The organism is Nodosilinea sp. LEGE 07298 (assembly GCF_015207265.1).
Taxonomy (GTDB): domain Bacteria; phylum Cyanobacteriota; class Cyanobacteriia; order Phormidesmidales; family Phormidesmidaceae; genus Nodosilinea.
In genome coordinates, this window is the sequence record NZ_JADEXE010000016.1 from 1 (window position 1) to 16,010 (window position 16,010).

13 protein-coding genes and 1 pseudogene are annotated in these 16,010 nt (G+C 57.1%); 5 read left to right on the plus strand and 9 right to left on the minus strand.

The genetic code is table 11. The features are described 5' to 3' along the window. Positions 1-427: 427 nt before the first annotated feature. From IQ273_RS03885 to IQ273_RS03900, 6 genes and pseudogenes are all read right to left on the minus strand, one after another. The gene (locus tag IQ273_RS03885) at positions 428-1,105 is read right to left on the minus strand and encodes a DUF4386 family protein (protein WP_194021860.1); all 678 of its coding nucleotides are present in this window, start codon (positions 1,103-1,105) and stop codon (positions 428-430) included. A 47-nt stretch (positions 1,106-1,152) separates the two neighbouring features. Beyond that, on the minus strand, positions 1,153-1,266 hold the full coding sequence (locus IQ273_RS35650) for a hypothetical protein (RefSeq protein ID WP_397196986.1): 114 nt from the start codon (positions 1,264-1,266) through the stop codon (positions 1,153-1,155). Positions 1,267-1,298: 32 nt separating this feature from the next. Next, the gene (locus IQ273_RS35655) at positions 1,299-1,655 is read right to left on the minus strand and encodes a DUF2500 domain-containing protein (RefSeq protein WP_194021861.1); all 357 of its coding nucleotides are present in this window, start codon (positions 1,653-1,655) and stop codon (positions 1,299-1,301) included. Positions 1,656-1,867: 212 nt separating this feature from the next. Next, positions 1,868-3,841: a TIR domain-containing protein gene (locus tag IQ273_RS35310; protein ID WP_313898014.1), complete on the minus strand. Its 1,974-nt coding sequence runs from the start codon at positions 3,839-3,841 to the stop codon at positions 1,868-1,870. Between the two features lie 24 nt (positions 3,842-3,865). After that, positions 3,866-4,339, minus strand: a pseudogene (locus tag IQ273_RS34305) (Rab family GTPase); the annotation flags it as partial. Positions 4,340-4,481: 142 nt separating this feature from the next. Beyond that, positions 4,482-5,567 carry a WD40 repeat domain-containing protein gene (locus tag IQ273_RS03900; RefSeq protein ID WP_194021863.1) on the minus strand — a complete coding sequence of 362 codons (1,086 nt, stop codon included), beginning with the start codon at positions 5,565-5,567 and terminating at the stop codon, positions 4,482-4,484. A 447-nt stretch (positions 5,568-6,014) separates the two neighbouring features. Between IQ273_RS03900 and IQ273_RS03905 the strand changes: the two genes are divergently transcribed. The 5 genes from IQ273_RS03905 to IQ273_RS03925 all read left to right on the plus strand — a co-directional run bounded on the left by IQ273_RS03905 (position 6,015) and on the right by IQ273_RS03925 (position 10,161). Continuing rightward, positions 6,015-6,314, plus strand: coding sequence for a hypothetical protein (locus IQ273_RS03905; RefSeq protein ID WP_194021864.1), 300 nt, complete (start codon positions 6,015-6,017; stop codon positions 6,312-6,314). A 132-nt stretch (positions 6,315-6,446) separates the two neighbouring features. Beyond that, complete coding sequence (locus IQ273_RS03910; protein ID WP_194021865.1) at positions 6,447-6,647, plus strand: hypothetical protein; 201 nt, start codon at positions 6,447-6,449, stop codon at positions 6,645-6,647. A gap of 229 nt (positions 6,648-6,876) precedes the next feature. Further along, the gene (locus tag IQ273_RS03915; protein WP_194021866.1) at positions 6,877-8,556 is read left to right on the plus strand and encodes an alpha/beta hydrolase; all 1,680 of its coding nucleotides are present in this window, start codon (positions 6,877-6,879) and stop codon (positions 8,554-8,556) included. 30 nt (positions 8,557-8,586) lie between these two features. Next, complete coding sequence (locus IQ273_RS03920) at positions 8,587-9,582, plus strand: aldo/keto reductase (protein WP_194021867.1); 996 nt, start codon at positions 8,587-8,589, stop codon at positions 9,580-9,582. Between the two features lie 414 nt (positions 9,583-9,996). Beyond that, entirely contained in the window at positions 9,997-10,161 is a 165-nt protein-coding gene (locus IQ273_RS03925) for a DUF1328 domain-containing protein (protein ID WP_194021868.1), read from the plus strand. Positions 10,162-10,364: 203 nt separating this feature from the next. Here IQ273_RS03925 and IQ273_RS03930 read toward each other — a convergent pair whose 3' ends face one another. The 3 genes from IQ273_RS03930 to IQ273_RS03940 form a co-directional block, all read right to left on the minus strand. After that, positions 10,365-11,891, minus strand: a complete 1,527-nt coding sequence (locus IQ273_RS03930; RefSeq protein ID WP_194021869.1) for a glycosyltransferase family 2 protein — start codon at positions 11,889-11,891, stop codon at positions 10,365-10,367. Between the two features lie 282 nt (positions 11,892-12,173). Further along, the gene (locus IQ273_RS03935) at positions 12,174-14,129 is read right to left on the minus strand and encodes a DUF3685 domain-containing protein (protein WP_194021870.1); all 1,956 of its coding nucleotides are present in this window, start codon (positions 14,127-14,129) and stop codon (positions 12,174-12,176) included. Beyond that, positions 14,126-15,931 carry a hypothetical protein gene (locus IQ273_RS03940; RefSeq protein WP_194021871.1) on the minus strand — a complete coding sequence of 602 codons (1,806 nt, stop codon included), beginning with the start codon at positions 15,929-15,931 and terminating at the stop codon, positions 14,126-14,128. Before IQ273_RS03940 ends, IQ273_RS03935 begins: the two co-directional genes overlap by 4 nt. Positions 15,932-16,010: the final 79 nt, after the last annotated feature.

A 16,010-nucleotide genomic window follows, 5' to 3' on the forward strand; every position in this document is an offset into this window, starting at 1 on the left:
TAGCAGGCACGTTCAGCCCTTGAGCATTCAAGCGCAGCATATGCGCACGGTCACGGGTCCGATAAGGAACTGTCTGAGCTTGCCGCAGTTCACTTAAGGTACGGTCTTCCTCCTCGGTCAAAATGATACGCAATGGGGCGGGCATAAGGGGGCTTTCTAGTTAACCCTCCCATCTTACGTTTAATTCAAACTCCCTACTTAGGTTGGTTTGAGGCACGAGACCCAACGCCCGCATGGGTTACGCTATCGCTAACCCATCCTACATTTGAACCAGCTCACCCACTTATTGATTAGCTTTTAATTGCTTTAGTAACCGTCCCCTGAGCGGAGTCGTTTGCGGAGCCGCCCCAGATAGGCAAAGGGACATCTCGGGCAAGTTATAGAAAAAGTTTCAGCGATCGCACTTGGTCATTCCTTACTTCTCGAACTAAAGTGCAGGCTTTCTCCATATATAGACTCCTAGCACAATCATCCAGAAAAGTAGTAAGGAGCTAGAGGGCATGTTAAGCGCCATTGCCAACCCAGAGAATCCTGTATAGGCCATTACAATACCTGCGATCGCAGTCGGCACACCCCCCAAAATTGCAAAAAAGCCCAACCATTTTGGAAAAGCTGAGTCTATCAACAATGCTACTCCGTATATGGTCACCGTAATGCCAAAGAGCAAGCTCATAATACTCGCAAAACCTATCTCGATTTGCCTAACCGCAAACGCTGAGTAGAAAAGCATCTCTTTTTCTGGTTCTGGCGCGTTGCTCCAGGCTGTTACCATTGCTTTAAGCGCTATGCCATCAACCGCTTGTAGTCCTGCTGCCACAGCTAAACCGACTACTGCGCCAACTGCGCCCAAAACTGCTGCAACATGGGCCGGTCCTTTTGCTAACTTTTGGGCAAGGAGTATGAGTGCAACGACAATTAATGCAACACCAAGGAGCTGCATCAAATGACTGGCTACCCAGTTGCGATCTGCGGCGTATTCTGTAAAAGCGGCCAATGGCACATTAGGATCAGCACTCATTGGATGCAAAATTGTGCCAATTAGCAAAAAGAGTGCACCGCTAATAGCCGAAATTGCGGTTATTTTCTTCCCGTAAGGCTGAGACATAACTCTCCTTAGCATTTGCTGATGCAGTTATTGTTCTTCGCAAAATCTCAGATGGTTGGATCGCTCGTTGCTTTCAGGTCTACATCGTGAACGTGAATTGAGTTTGGCAAAAGATCGCTTAAACGATTTGGCAGCTTAGGCAACAGGTTTTCATCCGTCAAATCAACCTACAGGAGATCTGCGATCGCGCTACTTACCTCATTTGCCGCTGAAATCCACGGTACCGAGTTCCTTGATAGGTCAATGTGCCTTGGTCTCCCTCAACAAGCTGGCCGTACTCTTTACCAGAAATACGAAACTCGTGTCGCTGACCACGTTCATCCTCGAAGGTGCAGTAATAACATGTTGATGTAGTACGAACGCGATCGGGTGGAGCATGTCCACTCACTCGTGTTCGCTTGGTAACAACACGAGATGCCATAGATAAAACGGGTTGCGTATTATTGTGCTGCCATTTCGCTATTGCTTTTATTATTGTAAATATGAGGATGCCGACTATAAGGATGGCGATTAGCGCAATAAAAATCGGAACAATTGTGGATATATCCATGGATAGAGGTTGCCGATTGTAGGTGACAACGGTGAATAAGTAGATGGCTGCTGGGGGTTAGACGCGGCGATCGCGCATGGTGAGTGAAGGAATTTGTGCGCTTAGGGTTAGGTTGTTGGGCAAGAAAAATATTAGAGAAGTTGGGCTTCCTTCGTCAACCTAACCTACAGGAGATCTGCGATCGCACTGCAATCGCTCTTGGAACCATTTAATCAAAGCTGTCCAAGCCGCTGCATAATTAGATCGGCAACCTCTACCGGCTCACGCCCCTCGGCGTTGACATAACCATCAATAGAAAACAGGCCTGAAATGTCAGCATCATTTAGGCGCACCAGCATAATCTCGGCACTCTTTTTCTGCTTCAGCAGGTCTCGCACCGCTCGCCATTCCAAGCCACACCATTCCTTCTGTTCGTATTCAGTGCAGATAAACACCACCACCAGTTCGGCTTGTTTATGGTAGATATTCTGCAAATAAGTATCCAAATTAGGGCGGGCCAGCTCTGCTTCGTAATAGGCATCGTAGAACACACGTTCACGGCGGCCCATCTTCGCCGCCAATGTGTCAGCTACAGTTTTGACAAATTGCCGGTGCTCACCTGGGAAAGAGAGCGCAATGTCAAAGCGTTTTCTACTTTCCGGGGTACTCTCCACTGTCCTAATTGGCATTTGCTCCCAGTGCTGGTGCAAAGATTCGCGCAGCGGGGCGAAACCGGCGTGGTCAAAGGGAATGGCGTACAGGTTTAGCACCAAATTAAACAGGCTGACCCGGTAATGGGTGTCATCGCAGAAATTACCAGGGCTGCAACCCTGCAGATTGTGTGGGGATGGCGCACCAGCTTTGCTTTCTAGGGTGAGGGCAATCAAACGACGTTTGTTGTTGCCTAGCCGCGCTTTGACGAGATTGACGTCTGCTTCAAATGCCGAGGTGGGGTGGCGATAGACGTGCTGATAGGCAGATGTATCCAGCACCACAACATAGTCATCCGCTCCTACCTGCGTGGTTGTTTCGATAATTAAGATACCTGCGTCCTGCAAGTCATGTTTGATTCTTTCTGCATCGCGCGTTTGTTCGGGAGCGTGGCTAAGATAACAACGGGGTGCGGCCCACCCACGCCGATAGCCTTTGACACGCACCAGATGCGCTTCATACGTGCTGCGCAGACGTGCTACCGATTCTTCGCGCTGGAGCCACCCGATTGCCTCAATGCCGATGCCGGGCTTGTCAAGCTCGGGCAGATCGACCTTGGCTCCACATTCGGCACAGAAGGCGAAGGTTTTGCCCTCGCGGACGCGGCTGACGACTGTGGCACGTTCTAAGCGGTGTTCTTCTGGACATATCACTGGCGGATAGCGCGTTACTTCGACATCGCGCAGGTACAAAAAGCGTTCGAACAAGGCCTGAAACTCCTCTCGTCCGCGACGAGGCATCTGCTCGCTGTAATAGAGAATCAGTTCGATCTCGCCTTCGCGATCTTCAACCATACGAAAGCCGCAAATTTCGGCCTGCCCCATTTCGTACTGGGCCTGGTTTTGCCACTGGTTGATGCGAGCAAAGCTGGGGGTATAGCCCAGCAGCACCACCAGCATCGAGTAGAGGTTCTCGATGCGGCCGCGAACCACGTAAGAGACGTCATCAGTTGCCGGGAAGTCGTCATCCAGGGGACGCCGTTGCTTGATCAGTCCGGGGAAAATGAGCACGGTGTCGCTGTCAAAGGTCTCGCGGAAACAGACGTTGTGTTCTAAAAAACGCTGCACCGCCGCATCGAGCAGGATGTGTTGCTCTGCCTCATCCAGGTTGACGAGTTCGTCAAAGGCGTAGTGCCCCTGCAGTAGTTCCGTTTCGTCGACCGCGCCCAGTTCGCGCGGGTGTTTATCCGCCAGCAAAACAATCGACGAGACTAGATCAACCAGCAAAGCAGGCATGAGCAAAATATATTGATCGCCCGATGAGCTTTTTAAGATACTCACGAAGCCGTGGGTTGCCAGATGGCCGACGGCTGTCATCATTTCGGCATCGCTGAACTGCCAGTCGGTGTCGGAGGCTTGTAACTGACGGCGCAGCTCAGCTGGATTGACCAGAAGATTTTGAGGTCCGCTTTCTTCCTCAAGCGCCAGTTGCTCTTTGAGGGAAAGCACATGCTCTTTGATGCGTTTAAAGGTGCGGGTCGTGACCGTTGTGGTCATCTCATCCCAGGGTATTTGGTCTTTGAGGGTAGCCAGCAGTTGCTCTACGCCGTCGCCGCCTTTAGCGCTGGTGCTGATGTAGCCACCGCTAATGCCGTAGCGCTGGCAAAACTGCTGCAAAAACTCTTGGGAGACGGTTGAACCACCGCGATCCATGCGAGCCCCGACTAGTACGCTAGGCGGTAGTTGACCTTTGCCTTTCAACTGCTCCAGCCAGAACTCTGCCCCTTTGAGCGGATCTTGCCGGTTGGTGGGGTCAAAGAGAACCAGCGAGGCATCAACTTCGTCCAGGAAGATGGCGTGGATAGGGCGGTAGACGTGTTGCCCGGCTAAATCCCATAGCACAGCCTCGCACTTGGTGCCGTCGGCACGAGTGGTACCAAGATCATCAACCACCCAAAACTGCTGACCGTGAGTAGAGGCGTGCTCTTTGAACTGACCATGGGCCAGCCGCCAGCCCAAACCAGTCTTGCCCACACCCGAGTCGCCGACCAGGACGAGTTTGGCGGAGGTACTTAGTGGTGCAGAAAACTCCTGAAACCCCTATAAATTAAGGATTCTCACCGAGATGGCGATATTGAGGTTTATCGGGTAAACGAACGAGGGCAATGGGTTTCAGGCGCTGATTTAACCGTTCAGGTCATCCATCATGAGACTCAAAAAAGTTTTCTGCACCACTAAGGGCGGAGGTATAGCGTACAGACTCAGTGGTTGTTTGGCCTAGCAGAACTTCTGGATCAATATCCCAGATGCGTATGACAGTGTCCTTTTCGCCGAGGGTGGCGAGGATGTGGAAAGCAGGATGAAAAGCTAGACCTCCGTGACTACTGTCATGAGTTTCCTCGAAAGCTGCCAAAGTTGACCAAGTATCGGTACGCCAAATACGAACAGTCTTGTCACGTGACTTAGAAACAAACAAGAAATCGTTTTTAGAGAAAGAAATTGCGTTGATACTTTCAGTATGACCTTCGAGGAACTGTATCAATTGTGAAGTCTCAGTATTCCAAACAGCAATTGTTCGAGAAAATCCAGACGCTGCTAATAATGGCCTAGATGATGCCCAAGCAACATTACTTACCGTCTCAATGGCTGCACCAAGCCGATGACTTTTCTGAGTTGCCTCATCATATAAATGGACTCCTTTATAAGAACCTAAGGCAAGGCTTTTGCTGTCGGGTGACCATACCATGCCGTAGCTACTCGTAATGCCTAATTGACCTGATGATACCAACCTATTTGAAACAAAGTCTAAGTAGTAGATGCACTCGTCACGCCCCCTTAAGGCTAGTTTTTCCCCATCCGGCGACCACACCACGTTTTGGATTCCTTCTTGGTGTCCCTCAAACACAATCAGGTTTCCCAAAGCCTCAGCATCCCAGATGCGGATAGTCTTATCATCAGAACCTGAAGCTAGTCTGCGCCCATCCGGCGACCACGCCACGCTATTGACCTTATCTTCATGCCCCTCAAGTACAGCTGTACATTTTCCACGGGCGACGTCCCAGATGCGGATGGTTTTATCATAAGACGGCGAGGCCAGGAAACGGCCATCCGGCGACCATGCGATGCGGTTAATGCTACCTGTATGCCCACGCAGGATGCGCTTCAGAGTCAGGCCAGGTACGGGGCTTTCGCCCACGCGCACGCCGTCGGCGGGTTCGGGGTCATAGTTGGGCAAGTCGGGGAGGAAGTCGGATAGGGGGTTGGTTTGATTTGGGGTAGTCATAGCTCCACCTCGATTTCGGTCCACATAGGGGTTTGTGTGACGCCTAGGTTTCCGCCGCCCAACTCGAAATTAGAGGAAAACTTTCCACCCAATCATTCCTATAGGGGTATTAGACGGAGGACTTTAGTATAACTGTCCTCTCAAGTCAGCAAAAATTTCTCGAACTCCCTTCATGCCTGCTTTTCACCCTACGGTTGACGGCGATCGCTAGCAGCACTATCATCATCCATTAAGCCGTTCAGCAGAGCGGTGGTTACGCAGAACTCGAAAATTTTGGCGCTGTCTGAAGGTGGTGGAACACCAACAGACAGCTAACCCCGCAAGTCTGACCGGCAGATTGCGAGGCTAAGGTCCATCGTACCCTAGCCCCCTCAGTTTGCAATTCAAGCGTGGGTGGCTAGGGTTTTCGCGTTCTGTCTTCCTAACCCACAACTGGAGACAGAAGCGATGTTTGAATATCTCGAACCCGATGCCAGCGGGGCATCTAATCTTCCGCCGTCTTCGCGCAGCACCCCTCAGCCTCGCCCAGAGCGGGTGCGCCACATGCTCTACGGCAGTTTGGCCGCCATCGATCGCACCATCAAGATCCTCCACGCTCTCGGCTACGCCGACCCCAACGACTGGAGCGACCCCATCCCCGCGCCGCCTGGTGTCGAGACGCGGTCATCGAGCGGAGTCGAGATGCCAGCGTCGAGCGGAGCCGAGACGTGGATGGCTATTCTTACCAAAACGGTACTGATTGAGTAAGTCTCTTGATCACAGGTACCGGGTTCCTTTGCCAATAGCCTGGTTTGGGCGGCAACAACAAGAACCTGGTACCTTATCGCCCCCATTCTTAATCTGCGCCCTGCGATCGCCAAACTGGCACAGCAGTTTGGCATGTTGCACCCTGCGATCGTTAAACTGGCACAGCAGTTTGGCATGTTGCACCCTGCGATCGTTAAACTGGCACAACAGTTTGGCAATGTGGCACAGCAGATCGCCAATGTGGCACAGCAGTTTAATGATCTGCACCCTCAGATCGCCAATGTGGCACAGCAGATCGCCAATGTGGCACAGCAGTTTGGCATTGCAGGCTAAAAGATCGGCACTGCGGTAGGCCAGTTAAAGATAATTCGCTCTCCATTGATAGTTTGCCGGGCCATTTGACCATGTTTGCCGCAAACTCATTCGCGGCAGTTGGCAGCGGCAAACTTAATGCCCGGCTCAAACCTCCAGGGCAACCCCAGCGGCCAGCCAACAGTTCATATAATATCCAGACAGTTGTGGGGGAAAATGCAGGCGTACCCTGCCTGCTCTTTGCTGCCCTATGCTGCTCCGCTACCGATCGCTGAGGCTATTCTCTGCCCTTGCCCTAGGCCTGGGGGCGGCCTTGGCCACCGCCCTACCGCTGCGGGCCGCAGACAGCGTAGAGCTAGAGTTTGGCCCCTTTAGCCGCTCAATACCAGTCGAGTCGCTGACCACCTTTGCCGAAACGGGCACCGTTGACCGCCAGCTGGCTCCCTTTTTGCGGCGGCTCGACCTGACCCAGCAGCAGGGGTTGCGCTCTGCCCTGAGCCGCAGCCGAGCGGTGAATGTGGTGCCGATTTCTCAGTGGTTTAACAGCCCGATGGGCGATCGCAGTCTGCAATTTTTGGGCCAGCTGGCCCAGACCGAGGCGGGGCTAAACGGCGGGCAGGCGCTGCGGGCGGCGATCGTGGCGGCGGCGGCTGAGGATGGCGACATTTCGCTGCTCGATATTATTCGCCACTTCCCCACCAGCAGACTGCGGCTAGATATCGCCCAGGGTATGACCATCGCTGGCCAAGTGCGGGCCGAGGCGGTAGCTACCCGCTCGATTGTCGAGGCCGTTAAACAGCAGTCTGAAGCCGAGGCGGCCCAGCCCCCGGCGCTCGATCTAGCTGCCCTGCCCGACTTAACCCAGCCTGGCCCCTACGGCAGCCGCCGGGTGTCGCTCATGCTGACAGACGCCAACCGAGGTCGCACCTACGCTGCTGACGTATTTTTGCCCCAAAATCTGGCGGCTGTGCCCGGCCCCATCCCCATCGTTGTGATCTCCCACGGCCTGGGCGACAGCCGCACCACCTTTTTTGATTTGGCGACCCATGCCGCCTCCCACGGGCTTGCGGTGGCGCTACCCGAGCACGTGGGCAGCAACAGCAGCCAAAAGAATGCCATGCTCACCGGGCTCGATCGCGAAACCTTTAAGGCCCGCGACTTTTTAGACCGGCCTTTGGATGTGAGCTTTTTGCTCGACGAGCTGGAGCGGCTCAATGCCAGCCGCTTTGAGAATCGGCTGAATGTGGAGCGGGTGGCGGTGGTTGGCCACTCCTTTGGCGGCTATACCGCTCTGGCCGCAGGCGGAGCCATCATTGATTTCGATCGCCTGGCCCAGCGCTGCGACCCCGCCGCCAACCTGCTGCTCGATGCCGCTATGGTGCTAGAGTGCCGAGCCCTAGAACTGCGCACCGATACGGCAGTAATGGCACGCTTTGCCCAGGGCACGAAGGACGATCGCGTTCAGCTCGTGATGGCTTTTGCCCCGGTAACTAATCTGTTTGGCCCCCAGGGGATGGCCCAGGTGGCGGTGCCGGTGATGCTGTTTGGCGGCGAAGTCGATCTGCTGGCTCCGGTGGTGCCGCAGCAGGTGGCCGCCTTTAGCTGGCTACAGGGCCGCGATCGCTACCTGTACTTGGGCGAAAATACCTCCCACGGCCCCGACTTTACCAAGCTGGCTAGCCGCTTTTTGTACCTCGACGATGCCTTTGAGCAGGGCATTGACGAAGCGCTGGCCGCCACTCGTGGGGTAAATAAGTCGCTGGTGGTAGCGTTTAGCCAGGTGTACCTGGCCCAGCAAGAGGCGTATCGACCCTTCTTGCGATCGCACTATATTGAGGCCGTTAGCGCCGACCCCTTTCGGCTGCATCTGGTGCGCGAGCTGCCAGCCCCGGTGGTCGAACGGCTATCGGGGCTACCCGGCCTGGAATAATAGGAAAGATCCTTTTCTGTTGGCCGACCTATGACCGCCCCTACCCTAGATACCCCGCTGCCCCTCACCCTGCCCGAGATGGGCTGCGGCACCTGGGCCTGGGGCAACCAGCTGCTGTGGGGCTACGACCCGAGTATGGATGCCGACCTGCAACAGGTGTTTAACCACTGCCTCAGCCACGGGGTGACACTGTTCGACAGCGGCGACTCCTACGGCACCGGGCGATTAAACGGGCGCAGTGAGGCATTGCTGGGGCAGTTTGCGAAAGACTACCAGGGGCCGTATCGAGAATCCCTCTGTTTGGCTACCAAGCTGGCCGCCTACCCCTGGCGGCTGACAGTTGGTTCGGTGGTGAAGGCTGGAGCCGCCTCAGCCCAGCGGTTGGGCCAGCCGATCGATCTGGTGCAGATGCACTGGTCGACGGCCAACTATCTGCCCTGGCAGGAAGCCCCCTTTCTCGACGGGCTGATGGATTTGGTGGAGCAGGGCCAGGCTAGGGCAATTGGTCTGTCAAACTTTGGCCCCAAACGGCTGCGGCTGGCTCAGCAGCGATTTCAGGATCGGGGGCTGAGCATTGCCACGCTGCAAGTGCAGTATTCACTGCTGTCGACCTACCCCGTGACCGAGCTGGGCCTGAAGGATCTCTGCGACGAGCTGGGCATTCGGCTGATTGCATACAGCCCCTTGGCATTGGGCTTACTGACAGGTAAATATTCGGCCCAGGGGCCATACCCAACGGGGATTCGAGGATTTCTGTTTCGCCAGCTGCTGCCGAAGATTCAGCCCTTGTTAGACACGGTGGCTGCGATCGCCACCCACCGCCAAAAAACCTCGGCTCAGGTTGCCCTCAACTGGTGTGTTTGCAAAGGCACCATTCCGATTCCAGGGGCAAAAACCCTGGCCCAGGCGGAGCAGAATATCGGTGCCCTAGGCTGGCGGCTCGACACCAGCGAAGTGGAAGAACTGGATCGGGCCGGGCAAACGAGCGATCGCCAGATGGTGCAAAACATCTTTCAGTCTCGGTAGCTCAAAGCTAGGGCTGACTGGTACTGGTTAACGTCATCGCATACCAAATCCGCCTTGGCTACCCCCCGTTGGGCTAGGCAAACACCGTTTGCCCCTGCGCAAGCCTCCTAATTTGGAATCGGGGTTGTGCGATTCGGTTTTGGTATCAGCTATCAATCCAACGATATAGCTGTAGCCAGTCTAGTAAGGACTGTTTCCCTGAGAACGTTCAAACGTTTGAACGTTCTCAGGCTTTATGGATGTCCTAACCCAGGTGACTCTGGCTATATACCCAGGCAAAGAAAATTCTGTCCTAGGGAAGACGGTGCCTATGACCAACGGGCAGATGCGCCAGTGGATTCAAATCTTGATAATCGTTTCGTTGGCTCGACAGCCAATCTCGTTCAGTCGCCCTTCCCCCTTAGGAGAATCTCCATGTTACGCTACGCGATCATTTTTCTGGTTGTCGCTTTAATCGCCGCTTTCTTTGGGTTTGGTGGTGTAGCAGGTACAGCCGCCGGTATTGCCCAAATTTTGTTCTATATCTTCCTAGCCATTTTCGTGATTTCGCTGATCATGAGCTTCGTCAAGCGGACCTAGAATCAGGGATTCAATAACGTGGGATAGCCGTCTCGGCTGCCCACGGTCAGGCAGAATGCCTGATCCTGAATCCGCTTTGGCTACCCCCGACTGGGCTGGGCAAACACCGTTTGCCCCTGCGCGAGCCTCCTGTTTGGATCGGGGTTATGTAATTCGGATGTGCTCTGCAAATGGCCGTCCCATCGACTTCGCTCAGGGAACGTTTACTTCACCCCTCGCAGGGCTACCATCCACCGGTTGGGCTTGCGTTTGGTGCGGGCCGTTACATGCCAGACCCGACTGCCGGAGAAATGGTTGACCACGGCTACCATGCCAATGAGCGCCTTCAGCCAAAAGTAAATGGGCGACAGCAGGCAGTAGAGCACTCCATGGCGGCGAGTATAGGTGGAGGCTGCTGGGCGCAGCCCCATTGCTACCGCTACCTGTAGCACAACGCTGAGCGTGAGTAGCCCCATCAGCAACAGGTTGAGGTTCTCAAAGTTGAGATCGCGCGTGCTGCGGCTGAGGTGAATGCTGAGCAACATGGGCACTACCTGCCACACCAGCGGATAAAAGCCCTGGCTAAAGAGCAGCATGAGCACCCAGTAGGGCTTTTGGGCGGTGTCTAGGTGGGGCGATCGCAGCACCGGCCCCAGGTGTAGGCCTGCGATCTCTAGCCAGCCCTGGCTCCATCGCTGGCGCTGTAGCCACAGCCCGCGCAGATTGTCGGGGGCTAGCTCGGTGGTGACAATGGCCGGGTCGTGCACCAGGCGAGCGCCCTCCAGCAGGCTCCGCACTGTAACATCAATATCCTCGGTTAGGCGGGTGGGGTGAAAGCCCAAGTGGCGCAGGGCGGCGGTGCGCCAGTAGCCATTGGAGCCGCCAAACAGGGCGGTATCGGCCAGCAGCGATCGCCCGTAGTGGCTGATGCCATAAATGCACTCAAACTCCACCGCAATCAGCTGGGTTAGCCAGCAATCTTGGGCATTGCGAATAATATTGCGCCCCTGCACCATGTCGTAGCGCCCCTGATAGAGCCAGGCCCAGGCTCGGCTGAGGCAGTCTGCCGCCGGGTGGTGGTCAGCGTCAAAAATGCCGGTCATTTCTCCGGTGGCCGTCTGTAAGGCGGCATTCAGGTTTTCAGCTTTAGAGCGGCTGTTAGCGACAGGCAGCAGCACCAGGGCCGGGTAGCGTCGGGCCAGGTGCTGTAACCGGGCTTCTACCGGCAGTCGAACCGGGCTGTTGTAGGCCAAAATAATTTCCCACCCCTGGGCCGGTGGCGTTACCCGAGTCAGCCAGTGGAGCAGGGTGTCTTCGATAATGTCTTGCTCGTTGGGCAGGTAGGCCGCCACAATGATCGAGACAAAGGGCACTGAGGTGTTGGGTTCCGAGATGGTGGGTACCGAGACCTGGGTGGGCAGTAGCGCCGGGGCTCGGGAGGTCTGCGCCAGCGCCGCCGGACGACGACGAGAGCGCCCCAACCGACCCAATCGCTGCAGCAGACCTCGGTTAAACCAGGGGTTAGATCGGCGGCAGCTATAGATCACCACGGCGGTTTCGGCATTAATCACCACTAGACCAATTAGGGAAACGATCAGCAGTGCCCCCTGCAATATCCCCAGGCTGTGGTTGTGGTTAAGGGCGACAATGTACACCGCCATCGGTATCCACAATAACCAGGTGCTCAACCAAAGCAGCCGCCTGGCGATCGCCAGAATAGGCTCAGCAAACAGCGCCAGGTTCAACTTCATAGGCGGGGGTCAACTCCTTGTGGGTAGGTAAAAAGGCCAACAGACCAACGATAACCCTGAGCCGCGAACAGCCGTAGAGCACTGTGACAGCCAGGCCAAAATTAGCCCTGGGGCCACCTGGCCAGTTCTCTGGGTGCCCCTCAGGCCCTAGCGAGTATTTCTTACCTGCTGATTGTCCCAAAAAAAGCGAATTATGGATGAACCTTGGCGGCGATTGCTGCCCCGGCCCATTGAAGTTGCATTGATAAAACATTGGCTAAGGTCGCGATCGCTCGCCAGGAGCTAGTCTCGCAGGTTGCCATCCTGGCTGTCGCGGCGATAGCGGGGGTCGCGCCAGGCCCCGCCCACGCCGCGCAAAATCCCTCGCCCAATCAGGCCAATGCCGCGCCCAATCACGTCGGTGAGCACGTAGACGATGCCGCTGCCCACCAGCGATACCGCTGAGCGAAATCGGGGCGCGATCGCATCGCGGGCCTCTACCGCCAGCGTGACCGCCCGCTGTAACCCCGACAGCTGCTCTAGCTCGTCGCGTCGGGGCGAGTACACGGTCTCAGATTGAATGCCGCGCTCGGTAAAGCCAAACAGGCGGTACTGGCTCTCAAAAATGGCCCTGGGTTCGTTAATCAACCCGTCCCAGCGATAGCGCCAGGACAGATCATTGCGAAAGCGCTCAATGTCGCGACTGGTCATCAGGCGACGGTGGTAGAGGTTTTTCTTCAGCAGTTCCACATCGGCAAAGTGGTTGAGCACCGGCTGTACGACGGCATTGGCCAGCTGAATCAGCAGGTGCTCTAGCAAGGCCTGACTGCGGGCCATCGCCTCAGGGCTGGTGGCCTCGTAGAGGCCGCCGTCCACCACCAGCGATTCGTTAAACAGCAGGTGGCCCAGCAGATCGGGCACCAGGGGAATGCGATCGAGAATGGCGGCCTGCACCACCGGGGCCTCGACCAGCAGCGTAGGCACCACGGGTTGCTCCAGGTTACCGACCTGGAGAGTGTAGTAGCGGCCAAAAAAGTCGGTGATGGCGGCCTGCCACAGGTCTTGCAGCACCAGGGGGCTTTTTTCGCTGAGCTGGCCCGGCAGTACTCCGGCCTGGCGCAGGTTGTCGAGGCTGTCTTCGACCTTGCGCAGCACCAGGTAAAACAGCTCTCGCTTTTTGTCGTTACGCAAAATATCGGTTTCGAGGGGTACCCCGCTGGTGTTGTCGAGTAGCCCCTGGAGCTGGTTAAACACCCGCTCAAACACCAGGCTCGCCAGATCGCCCTGGCTGAGGGTGAGGCGCTCGGCGGTCGCAACGGTTAGGGCCGATTCTGGCGAGCCAGCCACACCCTCCTGTGACATCGAACGCGGTGACATCGAACGGGGTGGAATCGAGGGCATGCGTCGATCTACGCTGGGGAGCATCTCCTCCGAGTTTGGCCCTAGCCCTCGCTCAGGGCGACGCGAGGCCACGGCTGGCTCTAAGTCAGCCAGGTTGGGGGTGGCGAACAGTCTGCACATCAGCCAGCGAGCGGCCCGCAGCTCTCGGTAGCGCCCGGCCAGTACCGCCTCGTTCAGCAGCGACCCCCGCCCCCGCCGCTGCTCGGCTTCGATCGCGGCCATAACCGCCTCAATTTGCTGCACCGACGATCGTCGCAGGCTGAGTCGCAGGTTGGTGAGGGCACTGGGCGCTGGGTTGAGGTTAGGCAGAGGCACCTCTCGCATCGATACCGCAGGCGATCGCACTGGCTCAGGGCGCAGTCTTTCCCCAGCCGGTTGGCGGTTGAGTCTTGGCCCTGCCAGCTGCTGAATCAGGTCGCCCAGATCGGCGACGGCCATACTGCGAGCCCCAAACCCATCCGCCCCCATTTGGCGGGCGGCGGCCTCTAGCACTGGCTCAGCCTGGGCGCTGAGCACCAGCACGGGCAGGGCGGGGTAGCGAGCTTTGATATCGGCACAGAGGCGCAGGCCCGGCAGCTGGTCGGGTTGTCCGGCTCCCAGCCCCAGGTCAACAATTACCAGGTCGAGGTCGGGGCGAGGGCGATCGGCTGGGGTGGCCTGGGTATCGGCCCATTCGGAAATGGCCTCGCCACTAGTCGCCTGCGCGGCGCGGCTAGCCAAAATAGCCAGGGCATCGTCGGCTCGGGTGGCCTCGGCTACGATGCTGTACCCGGCGGTTTGCTCCAGCCAAATGCGTAGACCCAGCCGAAATACGGGGTCTTCGTCTACCAGCATCAGGCGCAGGGGAGCGATCGTCATTCTGACTCGGTCGTTGAGGAACTGTCCCCACCGGGCACCGGGCGGCCCTCGGCCTCCCAAATCGACCAGATGTAGGCGCGCTCGGCTTTCCAGAGGGCGATCGCATTTCTGGCCTCGTTGTAGAGCGCCCGACCCGGCCCAATTTGCCCGGCCAAATTGATCGCCGCCGTCAGGCTGCCGCCGTAGGCCAGATCCTTAGCCTCATCCAAAATCGGCTTGTCTTCGGCAATTTGAATCGAGGCTGTCCACTCCTGCACCAGCCCCTGGGCGCGGCTGTGGAGGGCACGACCGGGCTCAATTTTGTTCGCTTCGGCGATCGCCTCTTTGAGCTGATCTTGCTCGGCCAGGGCCACCGCCGCATCGAGAATGGGCCGGTCTTCGATTACCTGAATTTCCTGCTGCCACTGGGCCACCAGGGTTTGGGCCTCTACCCGCAGGGCGCGACCCAGTTCGACCTCTGACGCCTTGGCGATCGCGGTTTCGAGGGCGGCAATCGTGCCGGGTTTGGCCAAACTGCGGGCCTCCGCCAAAATGGGCCGGTCGGCAATCCGCTGCAGGTTGGCCTGCCACTGGGCCACCAGGGTCTGCCCCTGAATCCGCCTGGGGCGGTCAACCTTCACCATCTGGGCCTGGTGTATGGCCCACTCGTAGGTGGTGCGCTGGCCCAAGCGAGCCACCATATCACTAAACTTTAGCCGTCTCAAATCGGTAATCTGCTCGCTCCACTGGTCTGTTGACGATAGTTCAGCCGCCGCATAAGGACTGTTCGCCGGGAGCTGATTGACGGCACTAATGGCGGCCATCAGCCCAAACATGTGGCCGTAGCGCGGCGCTACACCCTCAGGCGCGGCCTGTTGGGCCAGCGTCTGTGCATGGCTCAGGGCCAGCAGATCTTGGGCGGCGGGCAGTAGGTCAGGGCTGGGGGGCACCACGCTGGCTAGCTCCAGGGCACCGGCGCGATCGCCCACCTGCCAGCGCTGTAGGGCCACATCCAGCACGGTCTTACTCCAGGCGTCGATATCCCGTTCGGCGGCCTGCCACACCTGGCTGCGCAAGTCGATGCCGCGCGCCAGCACCACCGCCTGGCGCAAATTCTCAATTTGGTTAGTGCTCGCCAGGGTACGGGCCTGCAACAGCTGATTCCATGCCTGCTGCTCAACTAGAAACTGCTGCTGCCAAAATACATAGCGTGCGGTCAGCCAGTAGTCACTCTTGAGGGATTTAAACTCCTGCAGGTGGGTTTTGGCCAGCGCCCAATCGCTAGCGGCCAGCGCTGGTTTAAGCTTGGCTTCGATCGCCCGGCCCTGTTCCCAGTCTTGTCGCCATTCAAAAATGACCGCCTGGGCCGACTTGCGCAGGGGCGTATCGAGGGGAATTTTTTCCGCCAGCGCGATCGCATCATCGAGCTTGCCCGCCTGAGCCCAGCGGTTGGCTAGCACCAAAATCTGCTCCGAGGCATTCTCCAAAACCTCCTGCGACTCGTCATACTGCGAGTGGGTCTTGGGCCAGTTAGCGGTCAGCAGCACCGACTGCACCAGGCTGTTGGGCTCGCCCGTGCGGGCTTGGGCTTCAGCGCAGTACAGCAGGTCGCTTTCTGAGTGAAAGGGCGTAATCTGGTCGCAGTCGGGCAGGGGCGGAATGCGGGTCAGCCACATCAGCGCCCAGCCGCAAAATATCCCCGACCCCGCCAGCAGTACTACCCATAGCGTCAGCCAAAACCACTCCCACGGGTTAACCTGACGGCTCGGTTTAGGTCGCTGCCGACGCGAACTCAAAGGCGAAGAGGCCGGTGTAGATGCCATGAAGTCGAACTACCGAGAGCGAGCTGTAGAATCTAGACTGTCAGAATGGTAAGAGCCAGCCTTAATTGACTCAAACCCT

What these genes read in the sequence shown, in the direction of transcription:
- IQ273_RS03885 (WP_194021860.1), bottom strand. Translation starts at nt 1,105, where the DNA reads ATGTCTCAGCCTTACGGGAAGAAAATAACCGCAATTTCGGCTATTAGC.
- IQ273_RS35655 (WP_194021861.1), bottom strand. Translation starts at nt 1,655, where the DNA reads ATGGATATATCCACAATTGTTCCGATTTTTATTGCGCTAATCGCCATC.
- IQ273_RS35310 (WP_313898014.1), bottom strand. Translation starts at nt 3,841, where the DNA reads ATGACCACAACGGTCACGACCCGCACCTTTAAACGCATCAAAGAGCAT.
- IQ273_RS03900 (WP_194021863.1), bottom strand. Translation starts at nt 5,567, where the DNA reads ATGACTACCCCAAATCAAACCAACCCCCTATCCGACTTCCTCCCCGAC.
- IQ273_RS03905 (WP_194021864.1), top strand. Translation starts at nt 6,015, where the DNA reads ATGTTTGAATATCTCGAACCCGATGCCAGCGGGGCATCTAATCTTCCG.
- IQ273_RS03910 (WP_194021865.1), top strand. Translation starts at nt 6,447, where the DNA reads ATGTTGCACCCTGCGATCGTTAAACTGGCACAGCAGTTTGGCATGTTG.
- IQ273_RS03915 (WP_194021866.1), top strand. Translation starts at nt 6,877, where the DNA reads ATGCTGCTCCGCTACCGATCGCTGAGGCTATTCTCTGCCCTTGCCCTA.
- IQ273_RS03920 (WP_194021867.1), top strand. Translation starts at nt 8,587, where the DNA reads ATGACCGCCCCTACCCTAGATACCCCGCTGCCCCTCACCCTGCCCGAG.
- IQ273_RS03925 (WP_194021868.1), top strand. Translation starts at nt 9,997, where the DNA reads ATGTTACGCTACGCGATCATTTTTCTGGTTGTCGCTTTAATCGCCGCT.
- IQ273_RS03930 (WP_194021869.1), bottom strand. Translation starts at nt 11,891, where the DNA reads ATGAAGTTGAACCTGGCGCTGTTTGCTGAGCCTATTCTGGCGATCGCC.
- IQ273_RS03935 (WP_194021870.1), bottom strand. Translation starts at nt 14,129, where the DNA reads ATGACGATCGCTCCCCTGCGCCTGATGCTGGTAGACGAAGACCCCGTA.
- IQ273_RS03940 (WP_194021871.1), bottom strand. Translation starts at nt 15,931, where the DNA reads ATGGCATCTACACCGGCCTCTTCGCCTTTGAGTTCGCGTCGGCAGCGA.